16 protein-coding genes and 1 CRISPR repeat array are annotated in these 23555 nt (G+C 55.4%); of the genes, 12 read left to right on the forward strand and 4 right to left on the reverse strand.

Annotated features, from left to right (window positions below; genetic code table 11):
• Positions 1 to 105 precede the first annotated feature (105 nt).
• The 8 genes from cas1 (at position 106) to U5J94_RS09505 (ending at position 9592) form a co-directional block, all read left to right on the forward strand.
• The gene (cas1, locus tag U5J94_RS09470; RefSeq protein ID WP_322565395.1) at positions 106 to 1824 is read left to right on the forward strand and encodes a CRISPR-associated endonuclease Cas1; all 1719 of its coding nucleotides are present in this window, start codon (positions 106 to 108) and stop codon (positions 1822 to 1824) included.
• 5 nt (positions 1825 to 1829) lie between these two features.
• The gene (gene cas2 / locus U5J94_RS09475) at positions 1830 to 2123 is read left to right on the forward strand and encodes a CRISPR-associated endonuclease Cas2 (RefSeq protein WP_322565396.1); all 294 of its coding nucleotides are present in this window, start codon (positions 1830 to 1832) and stop codon (positions 2121 to 2123) included.
• 204 nt (positions 2124 to 2327) lie between these two features.
• A CRISPR array of direct repeats spans positions 2328 to 3957; the repeat unit is 36 nt; unit sequence GTATTCCTCCGCATAACGCGGAGGCCTCATTGAAGC.
• A gap of 882 nt (positions 3958 to 4839) precedes the next feature.
• The gene (gene sufB, locus U5J94_RS09480) at positions 4840 to 6288 is read left to right on the forward strand and encodes a Fe-S cluster assembly protein SufB (RefSeq protein WP_322565397.1); all 1449 of its coding nucleotides are present in this window, start codon (positions 4840 to 4842) and stop codon (positions 6286 to 6288) included.
• A 26-nt stretch (positions 6289 to 6314) separates the two neighbouring features.
• A complete protein-coding gene (sufC, locus tag U5J94_RS09485; RefSeq protein WP_322565398.1) occupies positions 6315 to 7067 on the forward strand; it encodes a Fe-S cluster assembly ATPase SufC in 753 nt (250 codons plus the stop codon).
• Positions 7064 to 8422, forward strand: coding sequence for a Fe-S cluster assembly protein SufD (gene sufD, locus U5J94_RS09490; RefSeq protein ID WP_322565399.1), 1359 nt, complete (start codon positions 7064 to 7066; stop codon positions 8420 to 8422). The genes sufC and sufD overlap by 4 nt, the downstream gene beginning before the upstream one ends.
• Positions 8422 to 8796 (forward strand): SUF system Fe-S cluster assembly protein, encoded by a 375-nt coding sequence (locus U5J94_RS09495; protein ID WP_322565400.1) that lies wholly within the window; start codon positions 8422 to 8424, stop codon positions 8794 to 8796. The genes sufD and U5J94_RS09495 overlap by 1 nt, the downstream gene beginning before the upstream one ends.
• Before the next feature lie 14 nt (positions 8797 to 8810).
• On the forward strand, positions 8811 to 9137 hold the full coding sequence (locus tag U5J94_RS09500; protein WP_322565401.1) for an iron-sulfur cluster assembly accessory protein: 327 nt from the start codon (positions 8811 to 8813) through the stop codon (positions 9135 to 9137).
• 20 nt (positions 9138 to 9157) lie between these two features.
• On the forward strand, positions 9158 to 9592 hold the full coding sequence (locus U5J94_RS09505) for a SufE family protein (protein WP_322565402.1): 435 nt from the start codon (positions 9158 to 9160) through the stop codon (positions 9590 to 9592).
• 193 nt (positions 9593 to 9785) lie between these two features.
• Here the strand turns inward: U5J94_RS09505 and U5J94_RS09510 are convergent, their stop codons facing one another.
• Positions 9786 to 10271 (reverse strand): peptidylprolyl isomerase, encoded by a 486-nt coding sequence (locus U5J94_RS09510; RefSeq protein ID WP_322565403.1) that lies wholly within the window; start codon positions 10269 to 10271, stop codon positions 9786 to 9788.
• Positions 10272 to 10638: 367 nt separating this feature from the next.
• Here U5J94_RS09510 and U5J94_RS09515 point away from each other — a divergent pair, with 367 nt between their 5' ends.
• Both U5J94_RS09515 and glgP read left to right on the forward strand, forming a co-directional pair.
• Positions 10639 to 12276 carry an alpha-D-glucose phosphate-specific phosphoglucomutase gene (locus tag U5J94_RS09515; RefSeq protein ID WP_322565404.1) on the forward strand — a complete coding sequence of 546 codons (1638 nt, stop codon included), beginning with the start codon at positions 10639 to 10641 and terminating at the stop codon, positions 12274 to 12276.
• A gap of 55 nt (positions 12277 to 12331) precedes the next feature.
• Complete coding sequence (glgP, locus tag U5J94_RS09520; RefSeq protein WP_322565405.1) at positions 12332 to 14884, forward strand: alpha-glucan family phosphorylase; 2553 nt, start codon at positions 12332 to 12334, stop codon at positions 14882 to 14884.
• Between the two features lie 148 nt (positions 14885 to 15032).
• On the opposite strand, the gene malQ is transcribed toward glgP, so the two are convergent.
• Genes malQ through glgC form a run of 3 tightly spaced genes read right to left on the reverse strand, consistent with a single transcriptional unit; the run spans position 15033 to position 19455 of the window.
• A complete protein-coding gene (gene malQ / locus U5J94_RS09525) occupies positions 15033 to 16496 on the reverse strand; it encodes a 4-alpha-glucanotransferase (protein ID WP_322565406.1) in 1464 nt (487 codons plus the stop codon).
• The gene (locus U5J94_RS09530; RefSeq protein WP_322565407.1) at positions 16497 to 18197 is read right to left on the reverse strand and encodes a glycoside hydrolase family 57 protein; all 1701 of its coding nucleotides are present in this window, start codon (positions 18195 to 18197) and stop codon (positions 16497 to 16499) included. It lies immediately after the preceding gene.
• Positions 18187 to 19455, reverse strand: coding sequence for a glucose-1-phosphate adenylyltransferase (glgC, locus tag U5J94_RS09535; RefSeq protein ID WP_322565408.1), 1269 nt, complete (start codon positions 19453 to 19455; stop codon positions 18187 to 18189). Before glgC ends, U5J94_RS09530 begins: the two co-directional genes overlap by 11 nt.
• Before the next feature lie 439 nt (positions 19456 to 19894).
• Between glgC and glgB the strand changes: the two genes are divergently transcribed.
• On the forward strand, positions 19895 to 22081 hold the full coding sequence (gene glgB / locus U5J94_RS09540) for a 1,4-alpha-glucan branching protein GlgB (protein WP_322565409.1): 2187 nt from the start codon (positions 19895 to 19897) through the stop codon (positions 22079 to 22081).
• On the forward strand, positions 22081 to 23547 hold the full coding sequence (gene glgA, locus U5J94_RS09545; protein ID WP_322565410.1) for a glycogen synthase GlgA: 1467 nt from the start codon (positions 22081 to 22083) through the stop codon (positions 23545 to 23547). Before glgB ends, glgA begins: the two co-directional genes overlap by 1 nt.
• Positions 23548 to 23555: the final 8 nt, after the last annotated feature.

Consider the following 23555-nt stretch of genomic DNA (forward strand, 5'->3'; position numbering starts at 1 on the left):
GGGGTTTGTGGACGGCTAGCGGGGCTTCCTCAAGATCAGAATATTAAAGAGAGGGACGATTTCTCCGATATTTTAAGAGGTTACTGGCCAAACAGGGAGCCGGGTATGGATGAGCAACAAAGCGAACTGCCGCTGCCGTTTCCCGAACTGAGCGGGGATCTGCCGCTGCTGCCGGCGCGGATGGTGAACGAGTACAGCTACTGTCCCCGGCTGGCCTATCTGGAGTGGGTGCAGGGCGAGTGGGCCGACTCGGCCGACACGGTTCAGGGGCGACATGTGCACAAACGGGTGGACAAGCCCTCGGGCGATCTGCCTGCGGCCGGGGAGGAGGAGGAGGGCGACGGGGAGAAACTCCATGCCCGCTCCATCACGCTCTCATCCAACCGCCTGGGGCTGATCGCCAAAATGGATCTGGTCGAGGCCGAGGGGGACACGGTGACTCCCGTGGATTACAAGCGCGGCAAGCGGCCCCACGTGGCGAAGGGGGCCTACGATCCGGAGCGGGTGCAGCTCTGTATCCAGGGGCTGGTTCTCGAAGAGCATGGCTACCACTGCCCCGAAGGGGTGCTCTACTTCGCCGGTTCGAAGGAACGGGTCAAAGTGGTGTTCGACGAGGAGCTGCGCGCCCAAACCATGGCGGCGGTGGATGGCCTGCGGCTGATCGCCGCCGGCGGGCAGATGCCGCCGCCGCTGGAGGACAGCCCCAAATGCCCGCGCTGTTCGCTGGTGAGTATCTGCCTGCCCGACGAGGTCAACTACCTGCGCCAGGGTCAGCAAATCGAGCCGCGGCCCATGTCGGTGGGCCACGATCACGCCCTGCCGTTGTACGTGCAGGCGTCCCACGCCAAGGTCTCCAAAAAAGGCGAGCGGCTGGAGGTGTCGGTGGATGACAAAAAGGTCACCGACGCCCGTCTCGGCGAGGTATCCCAACTGGTGCTGATGGGCAATGTCTATGTGACCACCCCGACCCTGCACGAACTCATGCGCCGGGAGATACCAATAAGCTGGCACTCCTACGGCGGCTGGTTTCTCGGCCATACGGTGGGCCTGGGGCACAAGAACGTCGAGCTGCGCACCGCGCAATACAAAACCAGTTTCGACCACAAAACCTGCCTGCATCTGGCCCGAGGCCTGGTGCGGGCCAAGATCCTCAACAGTCGGACCTTATTGCGGCGTAACTGGCGGGGCGAGGAATTGCCGGACGAGATTGTCGCCGCGCTCAAGCGGGATGCCGACGCGGCGTTGCGGGTCGATGCATTATCGGAACTGCTGGGCATTGAAGGCACGGCCGCCGCGCGCTACTTCGGCGCCTTTACGCATCTGATCAAAAAAGAGAGCGACGCGGCCAGTTTCGCCTTTGACTTCACCCGCCGTAACCGTCGTCCGCCGGCCGACCCGGTCAATGCCATGCTCTCCTATGCCTACAGTCTGCTGACCCGGAGCTGGTCGGTGGCCCTGACGGCGGTGGGGTTCGACCTCTATCGCGGTTTTTATCATCAACCCCGTTACGGTCGGCCGGCCCTGGCACTGGATATGATGGAGCCGTTTCGGCCCCTGCTGGCCGACTCCAGTGTGCTGACCGCAATCAACAACGGCGAGGTACGTCCCAGTGATTTTGTCAGCGCCGCCGGCAGCGTCAACCTGACACCGGACGGGCGCAAGCGCTTCATCACCGCCTTCGAACGACGCATGGCCCAGGAAGTGACCCATCCGCTGTTTGGTTACAAAGTCAGTTATCGTCGCTTATTGGAACTACAGGCGCGACTGCTGGGGCGCTATCTACTGGACGATCTGGACGACTATCCGAACTTTACGACACGGTGAACACAATGGATGAACGGATCTATATCATTACCTACGACATTGCCTGCCCGAAACGGTGGCGCGCGGTCTTCAAGCTGATGGAAGGCTATGGCGAATGGCTGCAACTATCCGTTTTTCAATGCCGGCTGACCCGCCAGCGGCACGCCGATCTGGTGGCCACGCTTGACGAGATAATTCATCACAAGGAAGATCATGTTTTGCTGATGGACCTGGGACTGGTGACGGCTGTCACGCCCAAAGTTGTCAGCCTCGGCAAATCGGGCTTCGAGCCGGTACAGCGTGAACCGATCGTCGTGTAAATTTTGTGCCGGCGCGTCGCGAGGGCTGGGACGCTGGCCAAAACCCCGGGGAGCGCTCGCGATGTGTAACCTGTTGATTACCAGTATGAAATCCAGGGTAGAAATGGTTATGGATTTGAATAGCGGCAGGGTTGAGTATAGGATTAATCACTACTCGCACCAAGCCTCGCAAAGCCGCCTGGCGCAAGGGATTGCAAAGGGACTGTATTCCTCCGCATAACGCGGAGGCCTCATTGAAGCGATCTGGCGCAGCACGACAACTGGCGTGTGCTGTTGTATTCCTCCGCATAACGCGGAGGCCTCATTGAAGCCGTGGTGTGCATGTGAATGCGATGGCGATGATGGACGTATTCCTCCGCATAACGCGGAGGCCTCATTGAAGCTTGTTGGCCCCTACCTCGTCGGCCAGCGCCTCAAGGTATTCCTCCGCATAACGCGGAGGCCTCATTGAAGCAATCGTGGATATGTTGGATCGGCATGAGTGAGGAAGGTATTCCTCCGCATAACGCGGAGGCCTCATTGAAGCCTGTCCGGCGTCAACGATACGGTCGAAGTAGGCTTCGTATTCCTCCGCATAACGCGGAGGCCTCATTGAAGCCTTGTCAGTCCACTTGTCTGTCTGGATACGGCCTTCGTATTCCTCCGCATAACGCGGAGGCCTCATTGAAGCGTCAGAATAATAGTACCCTTCAGCAGCAAGTGTCCCGTATTCCTCCGCATAACGCGGAGGCCTCATTGAAGCAGCGTAAGAAGCTGACCAAGAAAGACGGAGGTGAGTCATGTATTCCTCCGCATAACGCGGAGGCCTCATTGAAGCTCGGCCTGGTCTCTTGGTAGTCCGCCCTCGATTTCCGTATTCCTCCGCATAACGCGGAGGCCTCATTGAAGCCCGTATTTCATCGTCCTCCGGCAAAATACGCCGCTGGTATTCCTCCGCATAACGCGGAGGCCTCATTGAAGCCGGCATTGCACACACAACCCATCCACCAGCCGGTTAAGTATTCCTCCGCATAACGCGGAGGCCTCATTGAAGCGCTATCAAGAACAGCAAGGGTGCGGGGCTGGTCAAGTATTCCTCCGCATAACGCGGAGGCCTCATTGAAGCATCACTACATCATTCATTTTGCCATCTCCTGTGCCAGGTATTCCTCCGCATAACGCGGAGGCCTCATTGAAGCGAGCATACGAACCAGACACATGATGAGCGAATGAGGTATTCCTCCGCATAACGCGGAGGCCTCATTGAAGCATCGTCCCACCTCCCAAATAGTGCATTGCATATCTGGTATTCCTCCGCATAACGCGGAGGCCTCATTGAAGCTGCTGCTCTGTAGGAAATTTGTGGTTTAGGAGGTAGGTATTCCTCCGCATAACGCGGAGGCCTCATTGAAGCATGGCTATATTGTGCTTTCTTTTAATCGTGGACGTATGTATTCCTCCGCATAACGCGGAGGCCTCATTGAAGCAAGGTCAAAGGTGGCTATGTCACGGTTGGTCAGTATTGTATTCCTCCGCATAACGCGGAGGCCTCATTGAAGCATCTTGGCGTTGAGCAGTGGGCGCACCAGCCGTTGTTGTATTCCTCCGCATAACGCGGAGGCCTCATTGAAGCCGCCAGCAATTCGACGATGCCGACACCCTGGCGAAAGGTATTCCTCCGCATAACGCGGAGGCCTCATTGAAGCTTCCGGATCGATTCCCAGCTTATACAACCGGCCGGCAGGTATTCCTCCGCATAACGCGGAGGCCTCATTGAAGCATCGCCGCGCCGATGCCGTAGTATTTCAACTGCGGGTTGGTATTCCTCCGCATAACGCGGTGGCCTAATTGATGCGACCAGTCACTATTCTCCGCATATTGCGCGGATAATAGGTGGGTCGTTCTCCGCAAGAAGGGGAAGGCGGTCCTGGCTGGTGGATTCCGTCCCAGAGCAAAATAATAATAACGGCTGATAAGAGTAGGTGTCGATCTGGGAGGATTGAATCAGATATCACAAAACTTTTTTATAAGGGATTATGGTCGGGGAGAGGGCGCCATATTTGCACGATTTGATTTCCCCAAAAGCACTCGGAAACCCGCATAAAATGGGGAAATATAGTACTGGTTTTCCCCAAAAGAAACGCTCTAAGTCATTGATGAAAAAGAAAAACCGGGACCCCTCATAACCCGAAGGTCAGAGGTTCAAATCCTCTCCCCGCTACCAAACAACAAAAAGGCCGGTTTTTCCGGCTTTCTTTGTCTCTGGCGGTTGGGTTTCATTGTTATCTTGCACTGGAAGTGGGTTCGTTGACCCTGATGATCGGCCACTCGTTTGGCCAAAGAGTGTAAGTCTGGAAAACGGGGACTGTTGTTCTCGCTAGCCACGCGCCAGGCGGGACAAAGCCGCTTCGTGTATTCGCAATAATGCTTTCCCCAAGGTAAAATAGCTTTTGCATATCGCGACTGGAGGAGCCCCGTCGTCAATGGGCCGATACCTTTACCGAGTCGGCTTCCTGTTGCTACCGGATAAATGACTCGATTTTGCAGGGTGCTCTCGTCTTTAAACAGGCGTGTGTCGCCCCCAGATCAAGAAATTGTCCTGGTGAGGCTGCTTTCCGGTTAAAAACCAAGTAAAATACTCAACATATAACCTTACAAGATAAGGCGTTGAAATTTCATCACCAGGCCAGTATAAAACCTAGTAAATTACTCGGAAATAGTCCGGAGGTTATCGAGGATGACGGCGACACCCAATACAGTGGATGAACTCATTGATCGTGGTTACGAGCACGGTTTTATCACCGAGATCGAGTCCGACACCTTCCCGCCGGGTTTCAATGAAGACGTCATTCGTGCCCTGTCGGCCAAGAAGAACGAGCCCGAGTGGATGCTGGAGTGGCGCCTCAAGGCGTATCGGCACTGGCTGACCCTGGAGCAGCCCAGCTGGGCTCATCTGGACTATCCGCCGATCGACTATCAGTCTATCTCTTATTATTCCGCGCCGAAAAAAGCCGGCGACGGCCCCCAGAGTCTGGACGAGGTCGACCCGGAGCTGATCGAAACCTACAACAAGCTGGGGATTCCGCTGGAAGAGCAGATGGCTCTGGCCGGGGTCGCCGTCGATGCGGTATTCGACAGCGTCTCGGTGGCCACCACCTTCCGGGAGAAACTGTCCGAAGCCGGCGTGATCTTCTGCTCCATGTCTGAAGCCGTTCAGGACTATCCGGATCTGATCAAGCAGTACCTGGGTACTGTGGTGCCGCATACGGATAATTTCTTCGCCTGCATGAATGCGGCGGTCTTCTCCGACGGCACCTTTGTGTATATCCCGAAGGGCGTGCGTTGCCCGATGGAGCTGTCCACCTATTTCCGGATTAACGAGGCCAACACCGGCCAGTTCGAACGCACCCTCATCGTGGCCGAAGAAGCCAGCTATGTCAGTTACCTGGAAGGTTGCACCGCGCCGATGCGCGACGAGAACCAGCTGCATGCCGCCGTGGTCGAATTGGTTGCCATGGACGACGCCAGGATCAAATATTCGACCGTCCAGAACTGGTATCCCGGCAATGCCGAAGGCAAGGGCGGGATCTACAACTTTGTGACCAAGCGTGGCGATTGCCGCGGCGATCGTTCGCACATCTCCTGGACCCAGGTGGAAACCGGCTCGGCCATCACCTGGAAGTATCCCAGCTGCATTTTGCGCGGTGACGATTCCACCGGCGAGTTTTACTCGGTGGCCGTGGCCCGGGGTCGCCAGCAGGCTGACACCGGCACCAAGATGATTCACATGGGGCGCAATACCAAAAGCACCATCGTCTCCAAGGGCATCTCCGCCGGCCAGGGCCAGAATAGCTATCGCGGGCTGGTACGCATGACACCCAGGGCGGAGAACGCGCGCAACCACACTCAGTGTGATTCGCTGCTGATTGGCGATACCTGCGGGGCGCATACCTATCCGTATATCGAGGTGCGTAATCCCACCGCCAAGATGGAACACGAAGCGACCACCTCGAAAATCAGTGAAGACCAGTTGTTCTATTGTCGGCAGCGTGGCCTGTCTGAAGAAGACGCCGTGTCGATGATCGTCAACGGATTCTGCAAGGAAGTCTTCAATGAATTGCCCATGGAGTTTGCTGTCGAAGCACAGAAGCTCCTCAACGTCACCCTGGAAGGTGCCGTCGGTTAACCCAATCAAGTTTGGAGGATAACGACATGTTGTCAATTAAAAACCTGCACGTCAGTATCGAAGGCAAGCCGATACTTAACGGCCTCAACCTGGAAATCGGTACTGGCGAGGTCCATGCCATCATGGGCCCCAACGGCTCCGGAAAAAGTACCCTGTCTTACGTCCTTTCCGGGCGCGAAGGCTATGAAGTTACCGACGGGCAGATCCTGTACGAGGGTGAAGACCTGCTGGAACTGGAAACCGAGGAGCGGGCCCACAAGGGCGTGTTCCTCGCCATGCAATACCCGGTGGAATTACCCGGCGTGAATAACATGGTGTTTCTCAAAGAGTCGCTGAACGCGATTCGCCGCGCACGCGGTGAAGAAGAGCTGGACTCGGTCAAGTTCATGCAACTGGTCAAGGAAAAGGCCAAACTGGTCGAGCTGGACGAGAAACTGCTCAAGCGCAGCGTCAACGCCGGTTTCTCCGGTGGTGAGAAAAAACGTAACGAAATTCTGCAACTGGCCCTGCTGGAGCCAAAGCTGGCGCTGCTGGATGAAACCGACTCCGGACTGGATATCGATGCCTTGCGGATTGTTGCAGAAGGGGTCAATTCACTGCGAGGCCCGGAACGCTCCGTGGTGCTGGTCACGCATTATCAACGTCTGCTGGACTACATCCAGCCGGATTATGTGCATGTACTGTCCGAAGGTCGCATCGTACGGTCCGGCGGCAAGGAGCTGGCGCACGAACTCGAAGAGAAAGGCTACAGCTGGCTCAAAGAGGGAGCAGCCGCATGAGTGCAGGCAACGAACAGTCCCGTCAATGGTTTGAGAAACTGGCACAATCCGGTCAGGTTGAGCTGCCGAGCGAAAAGCTCGGCTGGCTCGACGATGCCCGGCAACAGGCGCGTCAGGCTATCAACACCCTGCCGGTGCCGTATCGCAAGCAGGAGGAGTGGCGCTATACCAGCATCGATGGCCTGCTGAAGCAGGAATTCCAGCCGGCCAATGACCCGTTTACCGCGCTGCAGTCGGTGGATCTGGAGGACTGGCTGCTGCCGGAGATGGATTGTTATCGGCTGGTCTTCGCCAACGGCCGTTGTGTTCCGCACCTTTCCCGGACCAGCGAATTACCCGAAGGTGTGCGCGTCGGCAGCCTGCGCGCGGCATTGACGACCGATCCGGATCTGCTGGCAACCTGGTTCGGTCAAACGGCCAATCACTCTCAACATCTGTTCACGGCTCTGAATACCGCCTTGATCAACGATGGCGTCTTTATTCATGTCGAATCCAATGTGAAGCTGGACAAGCCCATCGAGGTTCTGTATCTCAGTCTGGCGCTGGAAGATGCCGTGGTTGCCCATCCCCGTAATCTGGTGGTGATGGACGCCTGCAGCGAGGCGACCCTGATCGAGCGCTTTGTCAGCACCGGCCAGTCCGTTTATTTCAACAACAATCTGAGCGAGATCATTCTCAATGAATCCGCGTCCTTGACTCATCATCGGGTTCAGGACGAAAGCAGCCAGGCGTATCATCTGAGTAATCTGTTTCTCTCCCAACAGAAACGGAGCCGCTACCGTGGCACGGCAGTGGCACTGGGTGGTGCCTGGGCGCGGACCGAATACAAGGTTAAATTCCTTGATGAGGAAGCGGAATGCCGTCTCAACGGGCTGTATACAGTGGGTGAGAAACAATTGACCGATTTTCATCTGGATATCGATCATGCCAGGCCGCATTGTGCCAGTGAGGAGAATTTTCGCGGTCTTCTGTATGGCAAAGGCCGGGCCGTTTTCGATGGCCGTATTCTGGTCGACAAGAACGCCCAGAAGAGCGATGCCCATCTGCACAACGCCAATCTCATGCTGACCCGCACCGCCGAGGTGGATACCAAGCCCCAGCTGGAAATCTATGCGGATGACGTCAAGTGCAGTCACGGCACTACCGTTGGTCAGCTGGATCCGCAGCAGATCTACTACATGCGTTCACGCGGCATCGAGACCGCCACGGCACAGAAAATGCTGTGCCTCGGTTTTGCAGACGAAATTATCGATACCATTGAAATCGAGCCCCTGCGCCAGCATGTACAGGAAAGACTGCATGGAGCCCTGGAGCAGGTGGTAAATGAACAGTTGCAAGCTGAAGAGGTGGCATAATGAGCGCCAGACGAGTTTTGTTCCAGCCACAGGTCGAGACAAGCGGAGGTGGTCCCGTTGCAGACAGTGACGCCCCCCTGGAAGAGCGAATCGTCGAAGCACTGAAGACGATTTATGACCCGGAAATCCCGGTGAATATTTACGAGCTGGGGTTGATTTACGAACTGCATATCGATCAGGATAACAAGGTTTTTGTCACTATGACCCTGACTACGCCGGGTTGTCCGGTTGCCGGCTCCATGCCGGGGCAGGTGGAACAAACCGTCAAGAGTGTTGAAGGTGTCAACGATGCCGAAGTCGAGCTGGTCTGGGATCCACCGTGGACCATCGATCGCATGACTGAAGAAGCACGTTTAACATTGGGCTTGTTGTAAACAGGAGGTAATTTATGGCTGTTGCATTAACCGAAAGTGCCGCCAAACACGTTGAAGCCATGCTGGGCAAGCGCGGCAGTGGCGTCGGACTGCGTCTGGCTACCCGCAAATCGGGTTGCACCGGCTTTGCGTATGTCGTCGATTATGCCGACGAGGTCAGTGATGACGATGTCGTCTTCGAAAGTCACGGTGTAAAGGTTGTTGTGGACAAGCAGAGCCTGGGTAATATCGATGGGACAGAAGTGGACTACATGAAAACCAATGCCATTAACGAAGGTTTTGAATTTCGCAACCCGAATATCAAGGATATGTGTGGTTGCGGTGAATCCTTCAGCGTCTGAACCCACCGGCAGGAGCACGCATGACGTCGCTTGACGATATCGTCGATACCTTTGAATTACTGGGGGACTGGGATCAGCGTTATCAATACCTGACCGAGCTGGGTGAAAAATTGCCACCTCTGCCGGAAGAAGCCCGTATTGAGGACAATAAGGTCAAGGGCTGTATGAGCCAGGTCTGGGTCCACGCCTATCCCAGCCCGGACAATCCCGAACTGATTCGTTTCCATGGTGATTGCGATACCAGTATTATCAAGGGGGTATTGGCTCTGTTAATCCAACTTGTCGAGGATCGCAGGGCGGACGAGATCGAGGCGCTGGATGTGGACGAGTTTTTTGAAAAGCTCAAGCTCGATGAACACCTCTCGCCAAACCGTCATGTCGGTATCTATGCTATCGTCGACCTGATGAAACAGCAGGTTCGGGCACTCAAGGCCAGTCAGCAGGTCTCCGCCTGATTGAAGTTCCCAGGTACGTCAAAGCCTACCACCGAACACACCGAGAGCACTGAACACACTGAAATGGGTAGTTGAGTTCTTCGGTGACTTCGGTGTTTTCCGTGTCTTCAGTGGTTTCTCCACAGCCTGGACTCACCCTACAACAAAAAAGCCGGGCAGTGCCCGGCTTTTTTCATGGTCGCAGTCGGCTGATTTATTCGTGCTCGTGACCGCCCGGACCGTGGACGTGGCCGTGGTCCAGCTCTTCCTGGGTGGGTTCACGGACTTCGGTGATGGTCACGTCGAAGTGCAGGGCCTGGCCCGCCAGCGGGTGGTTGCCATCGATGACCACACCGTCATCCTTGATGTCCATCACGGTAATGGTCAGCGGCTGGCCTTCCGGGGTCATGGCCTGATACTGCGCACCAACCTGGACTTCAGTGCCTTCGAACATGTCATTCGGGACGGTCTGGATCATGCTGTCATCGCGCTGACCATAGGCGTCATCCGGCTGCACACTGACGTTGAGTGAATCACCTTCACTCTTGCCCACCAGGGCGTTTTCCAGGCCGGGAATAATATTACCAGCGCCATGCAGATAGGCCAGGCCGGGGCCGCCCTGAGAGGAATCCAGCACGTTGCCGGTGTCATCTTTGAGGGTATAGTCGATTGTGACGACCTTGTTTTCGGAGATTTGCATAGGTATTCCTTGGAAATTCTGTTGATTTTTGGAGGTACTGTCGTTCAAACACCAATACGGTCAGGGAGCCTGCGAAGTGGGAATGAAAGAAGCCCGATTGCGTTAATAATGCGCGATCCTAGCACAGACTGAAACGGATTTCAGGGGGGGGGCGGTAGCTTCCCGGTCTGGCAAAACGTCTCTGCCGGAGCCGAGCCCGGGGGCTTGTGGGGCCCTGGGACCCTCCCGAACAGGGCGCAGAACGGTGCTCAGCACTCTGTTCCCCCGACGGTACGGATAGGGTGCCTGCGCGCAAATCGTGTTATAAAGCGTCCTCGGTTCCCGGTCGGATCCCGGTCCTGAAATTTACCCAGCCAGAGATGAGTGTATGCAAATTAAAACGGTGAATACCCGAGCCTATCAGGATCAGGCCCCCGGCACCTCGGGCTTGCGCAAGCGGGTGACGCATTTTCAACAAGCCCATTATCTGGAGAACTTTACCCAGTCGATTTTTGACAGCCTGGCACCGGATCAGCGCCGCAGCCTGCTGATCGGCGGTGACGGCCGCTATTACAATGATACGGCGATTCAGACCATCTTGCGCATGGCGCTGGGTAACGGTTTTCGCCGGATAGTGGTGGGGCGGCACGGCTATTTGTCCACGCCGGCGGCGTCACTGCTGATCCGCAAGTATCAGCTCGATGGCGGTATTATCCTCTCCGCCAGCCACAATCCGGGTGGGCCGCAGGGCGATTTCGGTATCAAGTTCAATACCCGTAACGGGGGGCCGGCGCCGGAGAATATTACCAACCGGATTTACCAGCTGGCTTCCACTCTGGAGCAATACCATATTGCCGAGCTGGATGCCGTGCCACTCCACGAGTGCACAACCTATCAGTTTGGCGACAGTTGCATCGAAATTATCGACTCGGTCGGTGATTACAGCGACCTGATGGAGCAACTGTTTGATTTTGAACTTATCCGCCAGCAGTTTGCCGCCGGAGAATTGCATATCGCCTATGATGCCATGCATGCCATTACCGGTCCCTATGCCCGCGAGATTTTTCAACAGCGCCTGGGCGCCCCGCAAAGCAGCCTGTTAAACGCCGATCCTCTGCCCGATTTTGGTGGCGCACATCCGGATCCCAATCTGGTCCATGCCGATCAGCTGCTGGCTATCATGAACCGGGATTCAGGCGCCCCGGAGCTGGGTGCGGCCTCGGACGGAGACGGTGATCGGAACATGATTCTGGGTCGTCAATTTTTTGTCACGCCCAGTGACAGCCTCGCGGTGATGGTGGCCAACGCGCATCGGATCCCCGGCTATCGCGACGGCATCCTCGGTGTGGCCCGCTCCATGCCGACCAGCCGGGCGGTTGATCGGGTTGCCGAACGGCTGGGTGTGACCTGTTACGAGACGCCCACCGGCTGGAAGTTTTTCGGCAACCTGCTGGATGACGGACGGATTACCTTTTGCGGGGAGGAGAGCTTCGGCACCGGGTCCGGGCATATTCGCGAAAAGGACGGGCTCTGGGCCGTTCTGTTCTGGCTGAATCTGCTGGCGGTTCGCAAGCAATCGGTGGCGGCGATCGTCGCCTCACACTGGCAAGAGTATGGCCGGGACTATTATACCCGGCACGATTATGAAAATATCGACAGTGCTATTGCCGAACAGCTGGTCAGCGAGCTGCGTGGACGGCTGATGGAGTTGCCCGGACAGCGGATTGCCGATTTTGTCATCACCCGGGCGGACGATTTCTGCTATAAGGACCCGGTGGACGGTAGCCTCAGTGAGCACCAGGGCATCCGCCTGTTCTTCGGTGAGCAGGCGCGGATTGTGGTGCGTTTGTCGGGCACCGGTACCGAAGGGGCGACCTTGCGGCTCTATTTCGAGCAGTATGAGCCACCGACCGGCCAACTGGGTCTGTTCACGGAAGAATTTCTGCAACCTTTGGTGGAGGCAGGAGAAAGCCTGCTGCCGGTCTGCCGAAAAACCGGCCGCAGCGGACCGAATGTGATTACCTGATGTTCTATACTTGTTGGAAAATTCACCTTTACGATAAAAGGTAAGGAACCCCTTTATGAGCGAGACACTATTCCAGCTGGAAGTCCGACCCAATATGCCGGAGAAACTCCGCGGGCTGCAGGATCTGGCCAATGATCTGCTGTATAGCTGGGATCGCGACGTGCGCGGACTGTTTTATCGCCTGGATGATGAACTCTGGGAAACCTGCAATCATAATCCCAAGGTATTTTTGCGCCGCATCGCCCAGAACAAGTTGGATGAGGCCATCAAGGATCATCTGTTCATGGAAGAGTACTCAAGGGTGATGTCGTCCTTTCGAACCTACCATGAAAAAGGTGTCAGCCCGGAAATAACCGCGCACCTGGATTCGGAAAAGGATCGGGTTGCCTATTTTTGTGCCGAGTTCGGTTTGCATGAGAGTTTTCCGATTTACTCCGGAGGGCTGGGGATTCTTGCCGGTGATCACTGCAAGGCCGCCAGTGATCTGGGGGTGCCGTTTGTTGGCGTCGGGCTGCTGTACCGGCAAGGCTACTTTACCCAGTTTATTGATGGCAGTGGCAGCCAATTGGCGCAGTATACGCCAACCAATTTTGACGAACTGGTCGTTCAGCCGGCCTGTGACAGTGATGGGAACGAGTTTTGCGTCCAGGTGGAGATAGAGTTACGTAGAGTCAAACTCAAGGTATGGGTGGCATCTGCCGGTCATATCCAGTTGTATCTGCTCGACAGCGATCTGGAAGTGAATAGCGCCGAAGATCGCAGTATCACCTTCCAACTGTATGGCGGCGACAGTACGACACGTATTCAGCAGGAAATCGTGCTCGGCATCGGCGGGGTGCGTGCCCTGCGGGCGATGGGTATTGAGCCGACAATCTGGCATATCAACGAGGGACATGCTGCATTTCAGATACCAGAGCGGTGTCGGGAATATATTGATAAAGGCATGGACTTCAACAGCGCGCTGGAACTGGTTGCGGCCGGGACGGTTTTTACGACTCACACACCGGTATCGGCAGGGCATGATATGTTTGACGCTGATCAGATGACCCGTTATTTCAGGAATTACGTGAAATCGTTGAATATCGAACCGGCAACATTTCTCGCTTTGGGTGATTCACCCAATAATAACGGCAGCTTCAATATGACCGCACTGGCACTGCGTGGGTCACGTTATCATAACGGTGTCAGCCGGATTCACGGTGGCGTGGCCTCAAATATGGAAGGGTATGTCTGGCCACAGATACCGGCCAATGAAAATCCGATTTCCTATGTGACAAACGGTGTGCATGTGCCCACCTTTCTGGCCCGGGAATGGGTCAATCTGTTTGACATGCGCTTTCGTGAATGGCGCAGTGAACTGAATAAACCGGAATATTGGGAATGTATCGATTCCATTCCTGACCATCGGTACTGGAGTCTGCGCCAGGAGCTGAAAGCACAGATGCTGGAGGATGTTAACAAGCGTACGCGTCGGCGCTTCCAGCGCGCCGGCTTCAGCGAAGCACAGCTGAAACGCCTGACAAGCTATACCAGTGAGCCGGAACAAAATGTCCTGGTGCTGGGGTTTGCCCGTCGTTTTGCGACCTACAAGCGCGCTGCCCTGTTATTTTCCGATATACAGCGTTTGGCACGACTGCTGAACAATCCAAAGCGTCCGGTGATGATTGTGTTTGCCGGCAAGGCCCATCCCCGGGACAATCCCGGCCAGGAGCTGATCCGCACCATACATGAATACTCCCTGCGTCCCGAGTTTATCGGCAAGATCATTATGCTCGAGGGTTATGATATGGCGCTGGCCCGCAAGCTGGTTACCGGTGTCGATGTCTGGCTCAATACGCCGGAGTATCCCCTCGAAGCCAGTGGAACCTCAGGGCAAAAGGCCGCGATCAATGGCGTAATAAACCTGAGTGTGCTGGACGGCTGGTGGGGCGAAGGTTTCGATGGCGAGAACGGCTGGGCGATTCATCCCCATGCCAGTAATGCCGATGACACTTTGCGCGATCAGGAAGAATCTGCGGATCTGCTGGATATTCTGGAAAACGAGGTTATTCCCTTATATTACGACTATGGAAGTCAGGGTTACTCGTCGGGCTGGGTGAGGCTGTCGAAGGCCTCCATGAAAAGCTGCCTGCCGCGCTTTAATGCACAGCGAATGGTGGTGGATTATGTGAAAAACTTTTACGCTCCAGCGCGTTATCAATATTCACGTTTATCCGATGATAATTGCGCCCCGGCACGGAAACTGTCTGAATGGAAGGCAAAAATTCGCGAGAGTTGGAAAGGCATCAGTATTCGTCGAGTTGACGAAGTGCGTCAACAAATACACGACGGCGAGTCTTTACCGATTATCGTCCATGCCAGACTCAACGGACTGGTTGCCGAGGATGTTGTTGTCGAGTGTATTGTGGGAAACAGGGATGACGACGGAAAGTTTGTTTCCTCCGAGCAACATCAGTTCAGGCATACTGGCTTGCAGGATGATGAGCATGTTTTCGAGCTGAATCTAAAACCGAATAATCCCGGCCTGAATCACTATAAGCTTCGAATCTATCCCTGGCACGAACTGTTAAGCCATTCTTTTGAAATGGGGTATATGCTCTGGATCTGAGAGTATTAACGCAGAGACGAAAGGATATAATTTTGAATGTTGAATTTTAAATTTTGAGTTTCAGAACAGGGTTTCATTCAAAATCCAACATTTAAAATTAAAAATTATTACTTTCTTTTCGCCTCTGCGTCATTCTCTTCTTTGCAGGTCACAGTCGCCCATACAAATGTAATAGGTGGCGGAGTTTTTGGGTGAGATCGACGGGTAGTTGTTCCCAGTCGAAGCGCCATTGCCAGTTGCCTTCCAGTGTGCCGGGGGTGTTCATGCGATGTTCACTGCCCAGCCCCAGGAGATCCTGCATTGGAACGATCGCCAGGCAACTGACCGAGGCCAGTGCGCTGCGGATTAATGGCCAGGGCATCGTTGTATCGTCACTCAGTCCCAGATACTCCCGGACATGACGGCGGCTCTGTTCATTCAGCTGTCGATACCAGGAGAGGGTGGTGTCATTGTCGTGGGTTCCGGTATAGACCAATGATTCGAATTCGTGCTGGTGGGGCAGGTAGTGGTTGTTGGGGTCGCCATCAAAGGCAAATTGCAGAATTTTCATGCCGGGCAGGCCGAACTTCTTACGCAGCGCATGGACCTCCTCGGTGATCATCCCCAGATCCTCGGCAACCAGCGGGAGCTCGGGGAAGCTCTCGTGCAGTGTCTCCAACAGTGCGTCCCCGGGGGCTTCGACCCAGTGCCCTTCCATGGCGGTTGTTGCACCGGCAGGGACAGCCCAGAACGCGCGTAAAGCCCGAAAATGATCTATGCGTACGATATCGAATAGCGCCAACTGGGTCTGCAGGCGCTGCCGCCACCAGAGGAAGTTATCCTGTTGCATGACAGCCCAGCGATAAAGCGGGTTCCCCCAGAGTTGCCCGGTTTCTGAAAAATAATCGGGTGGTACACCGGCGACCTGTTGCGGATGACCCGCGGAGTCCAGGGTAAACAGCTCCCGCTGCGCCCAGACATCGGCGCTGTCGAGGGAGACATAAATCGGTATATCGCCCAGTAGTTTTACATCATGCTCGTTGGCGTACTGTTTCAGATCGCGCCACTGTTGAGAGACGATAAACTGGCAAAAGCACTGGAACTCGACTCTTTCTGCCAGCTCGCTCCGGCTACGCTGTAGGGCGGAAGTCTCGCGGTCTCGCAAGGGAGGCGGCCATTCGGTCCAGGCGCGATGCTGTTGTGATTCACGAATGGCCATGAACAGGCTGTAATCATTCAGCCAGTGGGCCTGCTGGGCAACAAACGCTTCATAGGCCGCAAACAGCTCGCGTGGTCTTTGCCTGTTGAACCGCTTCCAGGCCTGTTCGAGTTGCTGGCGGTGTTGCACGAAGTCCGTGACCTGCGCCGGGTTGTCCAGCAGCTTGCGGTCCTGCAACCAGTCAAGACTGATCAGCTCGGGATTACCGGCATGTGCCGAGAGTGCCAGATAGGGGGAACCGTCAGCATGGGTAGGGCCCAGTGGCAGCATTTGCCAGATAGTGATACCAGCCTGCTGCAGAAAATCGATAAAGCGATAGGCGTCATGACAGATCTGACCGCGGGGTAACGGACCGGGCAGTGATGTCGGATGCAGCAGAACACCGCCCCGACGTTGTCGGTACAACGGATGCACTCAGTTTTCTTCCTGGCCGCGTCGCATGGTGCCACCGGCGGCGGGCTGGCCACCGCCAAGGGAGATCGGCTCGCCCAGACTCTCCGGGGGTTCCAGACCCAGCAAGTTGTACAGATTGGATAGCTGGATACGATACAGGTGATCAAAGTCGCGTACCGACTCGGCCGGATTGTAATCGCCGAACCACCAGAACCAGTCAGAGCCTTCACAAATTGCCAGCTGAATCGCAATCTGCTCCCGGATCTCAGGCGTGAACTCCCGGGCAGCCAATTGCTGATCGCAGGCCTGCTTGGCGTCTACCAGCAGTTCCCAGGCGCGGTTTTTTCCGGCTTCGCCAATCCAGGTGGAAAAGGTGCCATAGACCCAGCTGCCGGCGACCACGCGATCCAGGGGTGTGACCTCGGGTTGATCCGTCAGATAGGCGCTGTAGGTGGTCAGATGTATAGCCGGGTTTTCAGCCAGGCCGGCATACAGGGCATCCAGAAAATAATAGCCATTTTCCGGATAGAACTCCCAGGCGTTTTCCCCGTCCAGAATGATCGAGACGATCGGATTGGCGTGTTGCTGACAAGCCCCGGCGATATTTTCCAGGTGGTGAATCAGGTTGGCTACCGCATCGTCGGCATGCCAGGTAGCGTAATCAAATCCGATCAGATCGGACAGGCCGTCATCGCGGAAGAAACAACAGGTCGAGGTGTCGTTATAGCGGTAACCGGTATGCAGGCATTGTGTGTCAATCCGTGTTTCGGATGACTGGAGACTGTTATGCAGGACTGTATCGCCACTGGCCAGCCAGGCAAACCCCTTATCACTGAGAGTGTGAATGGTCGCCTCACTGATACTGCCTTCTGACGGCCAGCAGCCGGCAGGTCGAAAACCGAAGTGTTGCTCGAATACCGCCAACCCCTTCTCTATGTGCCAGTCAACCCGCTCCTTGCCACCGGGATACTGTTCCACTGTCGGGAGTTCAACATCCGGCAGTGCCTCGCGGGCGGAATGGATATCCAGAAGCAGGGGGACAATCGGGTGGGCGTAGGGGGTCATCGACAGTTCTACCTGGCCTTGCTCGGCGAGCCGGCGATAACGTCCGATCACATCCCGGCAGAGATCGCCGATAATTCGCAACAGAGTGCGACGGTCATGCTGGTTGAAACTGGTGCCCTTGTCGATCAGGGTCTGTACCTGCGGGTTATTGCGGCGCACGGTCTCGCCCAGCCAGGCGATGTGAAACCAGGTGAGAATATCCGTCAAAAAATAATCATGGAGATAAAGAATGGCATCGGGGTGCTCATCCAGCCAGCTGGCGAACTCCGCCAGGCGTCGATAGTTGGGATAACGATTGATCAGCCGGGTTTCATTGGCTCGCAAACACTGTTTGATCAGCGATAGACGCTGTTCCCGGTCGCTGGGCATGATCGGCTGGGCGAGCGCATCGAGCAACGGATCCCGGATTTGTGTTCCATGCAGGAAAAAATTCTCTATCTGTTCGGCATAGTCGTCGATCTGCTCCAGCAAGGTTGGAGTGAAGTTGACCACCGCCCGTGCTGCCGGGTTGACTTCCAGGTGTGCCGCCATATCGACATAATCCTTGATGGTATGCAGATAGGTCCAGGGAAGGTGGTAGTGACCGGTGCGCAGATCACGATATTCAGGCTGATGCATATGCCAGTAGATGACAACATTGATGGGCTTAGCGGACATGATGAATCTGTTGTCCCAGCATCTCCGGCGTGACCAGTACCACGCCCTTTCGGGTAATATAATAGTGTTTGGCGTCTTCCTCTGGGTTGACTCCGATCTGGGTGTTATCGGGAATGACACAGCCCTTTTCGATGATCGCGTGATGAATCTTGCAATGCTGGCCGATCTCAACCTCGGGGAGAATCAGTGAGTCCTCGATCAGGGAGTAGGACTCCACTCGCACGCTGGAGAATAACAGCGAGTGGCGTACGGTCGACCCGGAGATAATACAGCCACCCGAAACCATCGAGTCGATGGCCTCACCGCGGCGCCCGTCCTCATCGAATATGAATTTGGCGGGAGGTAGCTGTTCCTGATAGGTCCAGATGGGCCAATCCAGATCATACAGATTGAGTTCCGGGGTAATGCCAATCAGTTCCATATTGGCCTCCCAGAAGGCGTCCACTGTTCCGACATCCCGCCAATAGCCCTTGTTGCCACTGACCGGATCGCGAAAGGCATAGGCTGAGGCCCGGTAGTTGTCAATCAGGCCGGGAATTACATCCTTGCCAAAGTCGTGACTGGACTGGACATCGTCGGCATCTTCCAGCAGGCGCTCGATCAGAAAGTCCTTGTTAAAGACATAGATGCCCATGGAGCAGAGCGATTTGCTCGGGTCGTCGGGCAGGGCGGGGGGATGTTCCGGTTTTTCCAGAAAGTGGTGGATACGATGCTCCTTATCGATATCCATGACCCCGAAGCTGGAGGCATCCTCGATCGGAACCTCAAGGCAGCCGACGGTAATATCGGCCTGCTGTTCCACATGAAAGGCGAGCATCGCGCCGTAGTCCATCTTGTAGATATGGTCGCCGGCCAGAACGAGGACATATTCAGGGTCATGATTGCGGATGATGTCGATATTCTGGTAGATGGCATCGGCGGTGCCGGCGTACCAGGAGGTCTCGATGCGTTGCTGGGCGGGCAGCAGTTCGACGAACTCGCCAAACTCGCCACGCAGCATCCCCCAGCCCTGCTGGATATGGACAATCAGTGAATGGGCCTTGTACTGGGTCAGAACCCCGATACGGCGGATACCGGAATTGATACAATTGGAAAGCGGGAAATCGATAATCCGGAACTTGCCCCCGAAAGGGACTGACGGTTTGGCGCGCCACAGGGTCAATTGCTTGAGCCGACTGCCGCGCCCTCCGGCCATAATCAACGCCAGGGTGTCACGGGTGAGACGACTGACAAAACGGGGTGAACGGCCTTGACGCATAACAGCTTCCTTATTCGATGATTGACCCCCTAAACCGGTTTTCCCGGTCCAGCAGCGCGCCTCCGGTTGCCTGCCGATATTCCTCACAGCAATTCATGCGCCAGCTGGAAGCCAACCGAGACGATCGACCAGCGCATCCGGGCTGAGGTGCTGTATTGCCATGCGCACGGCATCACCATAGCGGCATACAATTCAAGCATAATCGCCATTGCGCGGCTTGAAAAGCAGATTATCCGGCTTTTTGCCTGTTAACCCGGGTGGAGGCCGAAAAGGCATATTCAAGTGAGTCAAAATTGACAGAAATATGACGGTATCCGCCCGGCGATGATCCGGATTTCGTTTCGCCACCGAATCACCTATGCTTTAATGGAAACGTGGCTGTGCCAATGCAGCAGGCAATTCCGGGCATTGAATGATATCAAATACATCGAATACGGGTATGCGAGCCGATAAGCAGTCAGGCGTCACTGCCGATCTGCAGCGCCTGTTGCAGGCCCGTCATCACGATCCCTTTGCTGTACTGGGACGCCATGAACAGGGCGGAGAGACGTTTATTCGTGTTCTGCTGCCGCATACCCGGGAGCTCAGACTGGATGATAATGACGCGCTTTTTCAACGGGTGGGTAACAGTGATATTTTTGAGTGGCGGGGCGATGCCACCCAGGTGCCCCGTTATTACCGCCTGCGACAGATCGACAGCGACGGCATTACTCGCCTGATTCATGATCCTTATGCTTTTGGTCAATTATTGTCCGATTATGATCTCAATCTGTTTTCAGCAGGTAAACACCTGCATGCCTATCGTATCCTGGGGGCCCATGCCTGCAATATCGACGGCATCGACGGCATCCGTTTTGCTACCTGGGCGCCCAATGCCGAACGGGTCAGCGTCATTGGCAGCTTCAACCGCTGGGACGGCCGCTGTCATCCAATGCGCTCGCGAAACAGCAGCGGGGTATGGGAGCTGTTTATTCCCGGGCTGTCGGTCGGCGAGCTGTACAAATACGAAATTCGCAATCGCGACAGCGGCGAGGTAAAGCAGAAGTTCGATCCCTACGCGCAACAAGCGGAACTGCGGCCAAGTACCGCTTCAGTCGTATTCCAGAGCCAGTATCGCTGGCAGGACGACACATGGCTGGCGCAACGTCAGGCCCATGACTGGTTGCACCGGCCGATGAGCATCTATGAGATTCATCTCGGGTCCTGGCAGCGTAATGAACAGGGCGGTTATCTGGATTATCGGGAGCTGGCACACCGGATCGTCGATTATGTCAGCGAGCTGGGTTTTACCCACATTGAACTGTTGCCGATTACCGAGCATCCCTTCGATGACTCCTGGGGTTATCAGACTACCGGCTATTTTGCGCCCACCGTCCGTTTTGGTCGTCCTGATGAGTTTCGCTATTTTGTCGATTACTGTCACCAACACGGTATCGGGGTGTTGCTCGACTGGGTACCGGCTCACTTTCCGCGTGATGCCTTTGCCCTGGCACAGTATGACGGCAGCGCCCTGTACGAACACGAAGATCCGCGACGTGGCGCGCATCCGGATTGGGGGACACTGATTTACAATTACGGGCGCAACGAGGTGCGTAATTTTCTGATCAGCAGCGCCGTTTTCTGGCTACAGGAGTATCATCTCGACGGGCTACGGGTCGATGCTGTGGCTTCGATGCTGTATCTCGATTATTCCAAGGACAAGCAGGAGGAGTGGTTGCCCAATATCCACGGCGGTAACGAAAACCTCGAGGCCCTGGAGTTTTTGCGTGAAATGAATACCGTGACCCATCGGGAAGTCCCCGGTACCTTGATCATGGCCGAGGAGTCGACGTCCTGGCCGCAGGTGACCCGACCCGTGGAGCTGGGCGGGCTGGGTTTTTCCATGAAATGGAATATGGGCTGGATGCATGACGTGTTGGAATACTTCGCCCAGGACCCGATCCATCGCCGCTATCATCACGACAAGTTGACCTTTGGTCTGCTCTATCTGTTTACTGAGAACTTTATTCTGCCTTTTTCCCACGACGAAGTCGTGCATGGAAAGTCGTCATTGCTATACAAAATGCCCGGTGACGAATGGCAGAAATTCGCCAATCTGAGATTGTTATATACCTTTATGTACGCCTATCCGGGAAAGAAATTGCTGTTTATGGGTTGTGAGTTCGGTCAGGGTCCCGAATGGAATGCCAAAGAACAGTTGCAATGGTATGTGCTCGAATACCCGGTACATCACGGGTTGCAAAAACTGGTTGGCGATCTCAATAGCCTGTATCGGCGTGAACCGGCATTGCACGTTTACGATTTTGATTATCAGGGATTTGACTGGATCGACTGCCACGATTCGGAGCAATCAATTATCAGTTTTATTCGTAAAAGTGACGATCGTTTTGTGATCGTGCTGTTGAATTTTACCCCGATACCACGCGAGGGCTACCGCATTGGCGTGCCGCAGGCGGGGCGTTATCGTGAAATTCATAACTCCGATTCACAATTTTACGCTGGCAGTAATGTCGGCAATCTGGGTGAGTTGCATACCACCGGCGTGAGCTGGATGGGGAGGCCAGATTCACTATCACTGACCCTGCCGCCGCTGGCCGGGATTATACTTGAATATATCGCTGACTAATGGTCTCAAGGCGCATTCTGTATTGCAGCAGTGAGGCTTACCCGCTGATCAAAACCGGTGGTCTGGGCGATGTGGCCGGCAGTCTGCCGCGCGCTTTGCAACAACTGGGGCACGATGTGCGTCTGTTGTTACCGGCTTATCGTGACCTGTTGCAGAATCTTTCTCATCGACCACGTCACCTGATTGAATTGACGATTGATAACTATCCGGTGGTGCTATGGCAGACAACCTTGCCCGGCAGTCGGGTTGTTACCTGGTTGGTGGATTGCCCGCCGCTGTTCGATCGTCCCGGTAATCCATATCATGATGCCGATGGCGAACCCTGGCCTGATAATGCGCAGCGGTTTGCACTGTTTGATCAAGTAGCAGCTCGCCTGGCTGTCGGTCAACCCGGTCTCGACTGGCAGCCGGATATTATCCACGGCAATGACTGGCAATGCGGTTTGATTCCGGTCTATCTTGAATCGCAGCCCGACCGACCCGGCAGCGTGTTTACCATACACAATCTGGCTTATCAGGGTATTTTCGATCGTCCAGCTTTTGAAGAACTCGGCCTGCCCGAGTCCCTGTGGCACTTCAGCCGTCTCGAATATTACGGCCGCTTTTCCTTCATCAAAGGTGGACTGGTGTATGCCGATCGGGTTACCACCGTCAGTCCGACCTATGCCCGGGAGATCCAGACTGCAACATTCGGTCATGGTATGGAAGGCGTTCTGGCACACAGGTCCGATCGGCTCAGTGGTATACTCAACGGAATTGATACCCGTACCTGGAACCCGGGTACCGATCGCTTTATTGTCAAGCGCTACAACCGGCGGCATCTGGCAGACAAACAGGCCAATAAGGCAGCCCTGCAAGCGCACTTTGGGCTGCCGCAAACCGACGAGTCCATGTTGATAGGTATGGTTTCCCGCCTGGTGGAACAGAAGGGGATTGATCTTGTCCTCGACAGCCTGCCACGGTTATTCAGCCTTCCTGTGCAACTGGTGATACTCGGCAGTGGCGACAAACGATATGAACGGGTACTACAACAGGCGATAGAGCAATATCCCCGAAAGTTAGCAGTAACGATTGGCTATGACGAGAAACTGGCTCACCGCATCGAAGCGGGTGCCGATCTGTTTTTAATGCCCTCGCGCTTTGAGCCCTGCGGGCTCAACCAGATGTACAGTCAACGTTATGGCACCCTGCCGTTAGTCACCGCTGTCGGCGGGTTGGTGGATACCGTTATTGATGCCGCGGGTGAGGCGCTGCAACGGGGTGAGGCCAGCGGATTTGTCATGCGGGAGGTCAGCACAGCGGCACTGCAGGCAAGCCTGCAGCGGGCTGTACGGCGCTATCAGACCCCGCTGAGCTGGCGACAGCTGCAACAGTTTGCCATGCAACGGGATTTTTCCTGGGAACGCAGTGCGTCGGCCTACACCGAATTGTACGAACAGGCTCTACGGGATAGTCGTACGCCCTGATTTTGCGG

Source organism: Thiohalophilus sp., assembly GCF_034522235.1.
In the GTDB taxonomy this organism is placed as follows: domain Bacteria; phylum Pseudomonadota; class Gammaproteobacteria; order UBA6429; family Thiohalophilaceae; genus Thiohalophilus.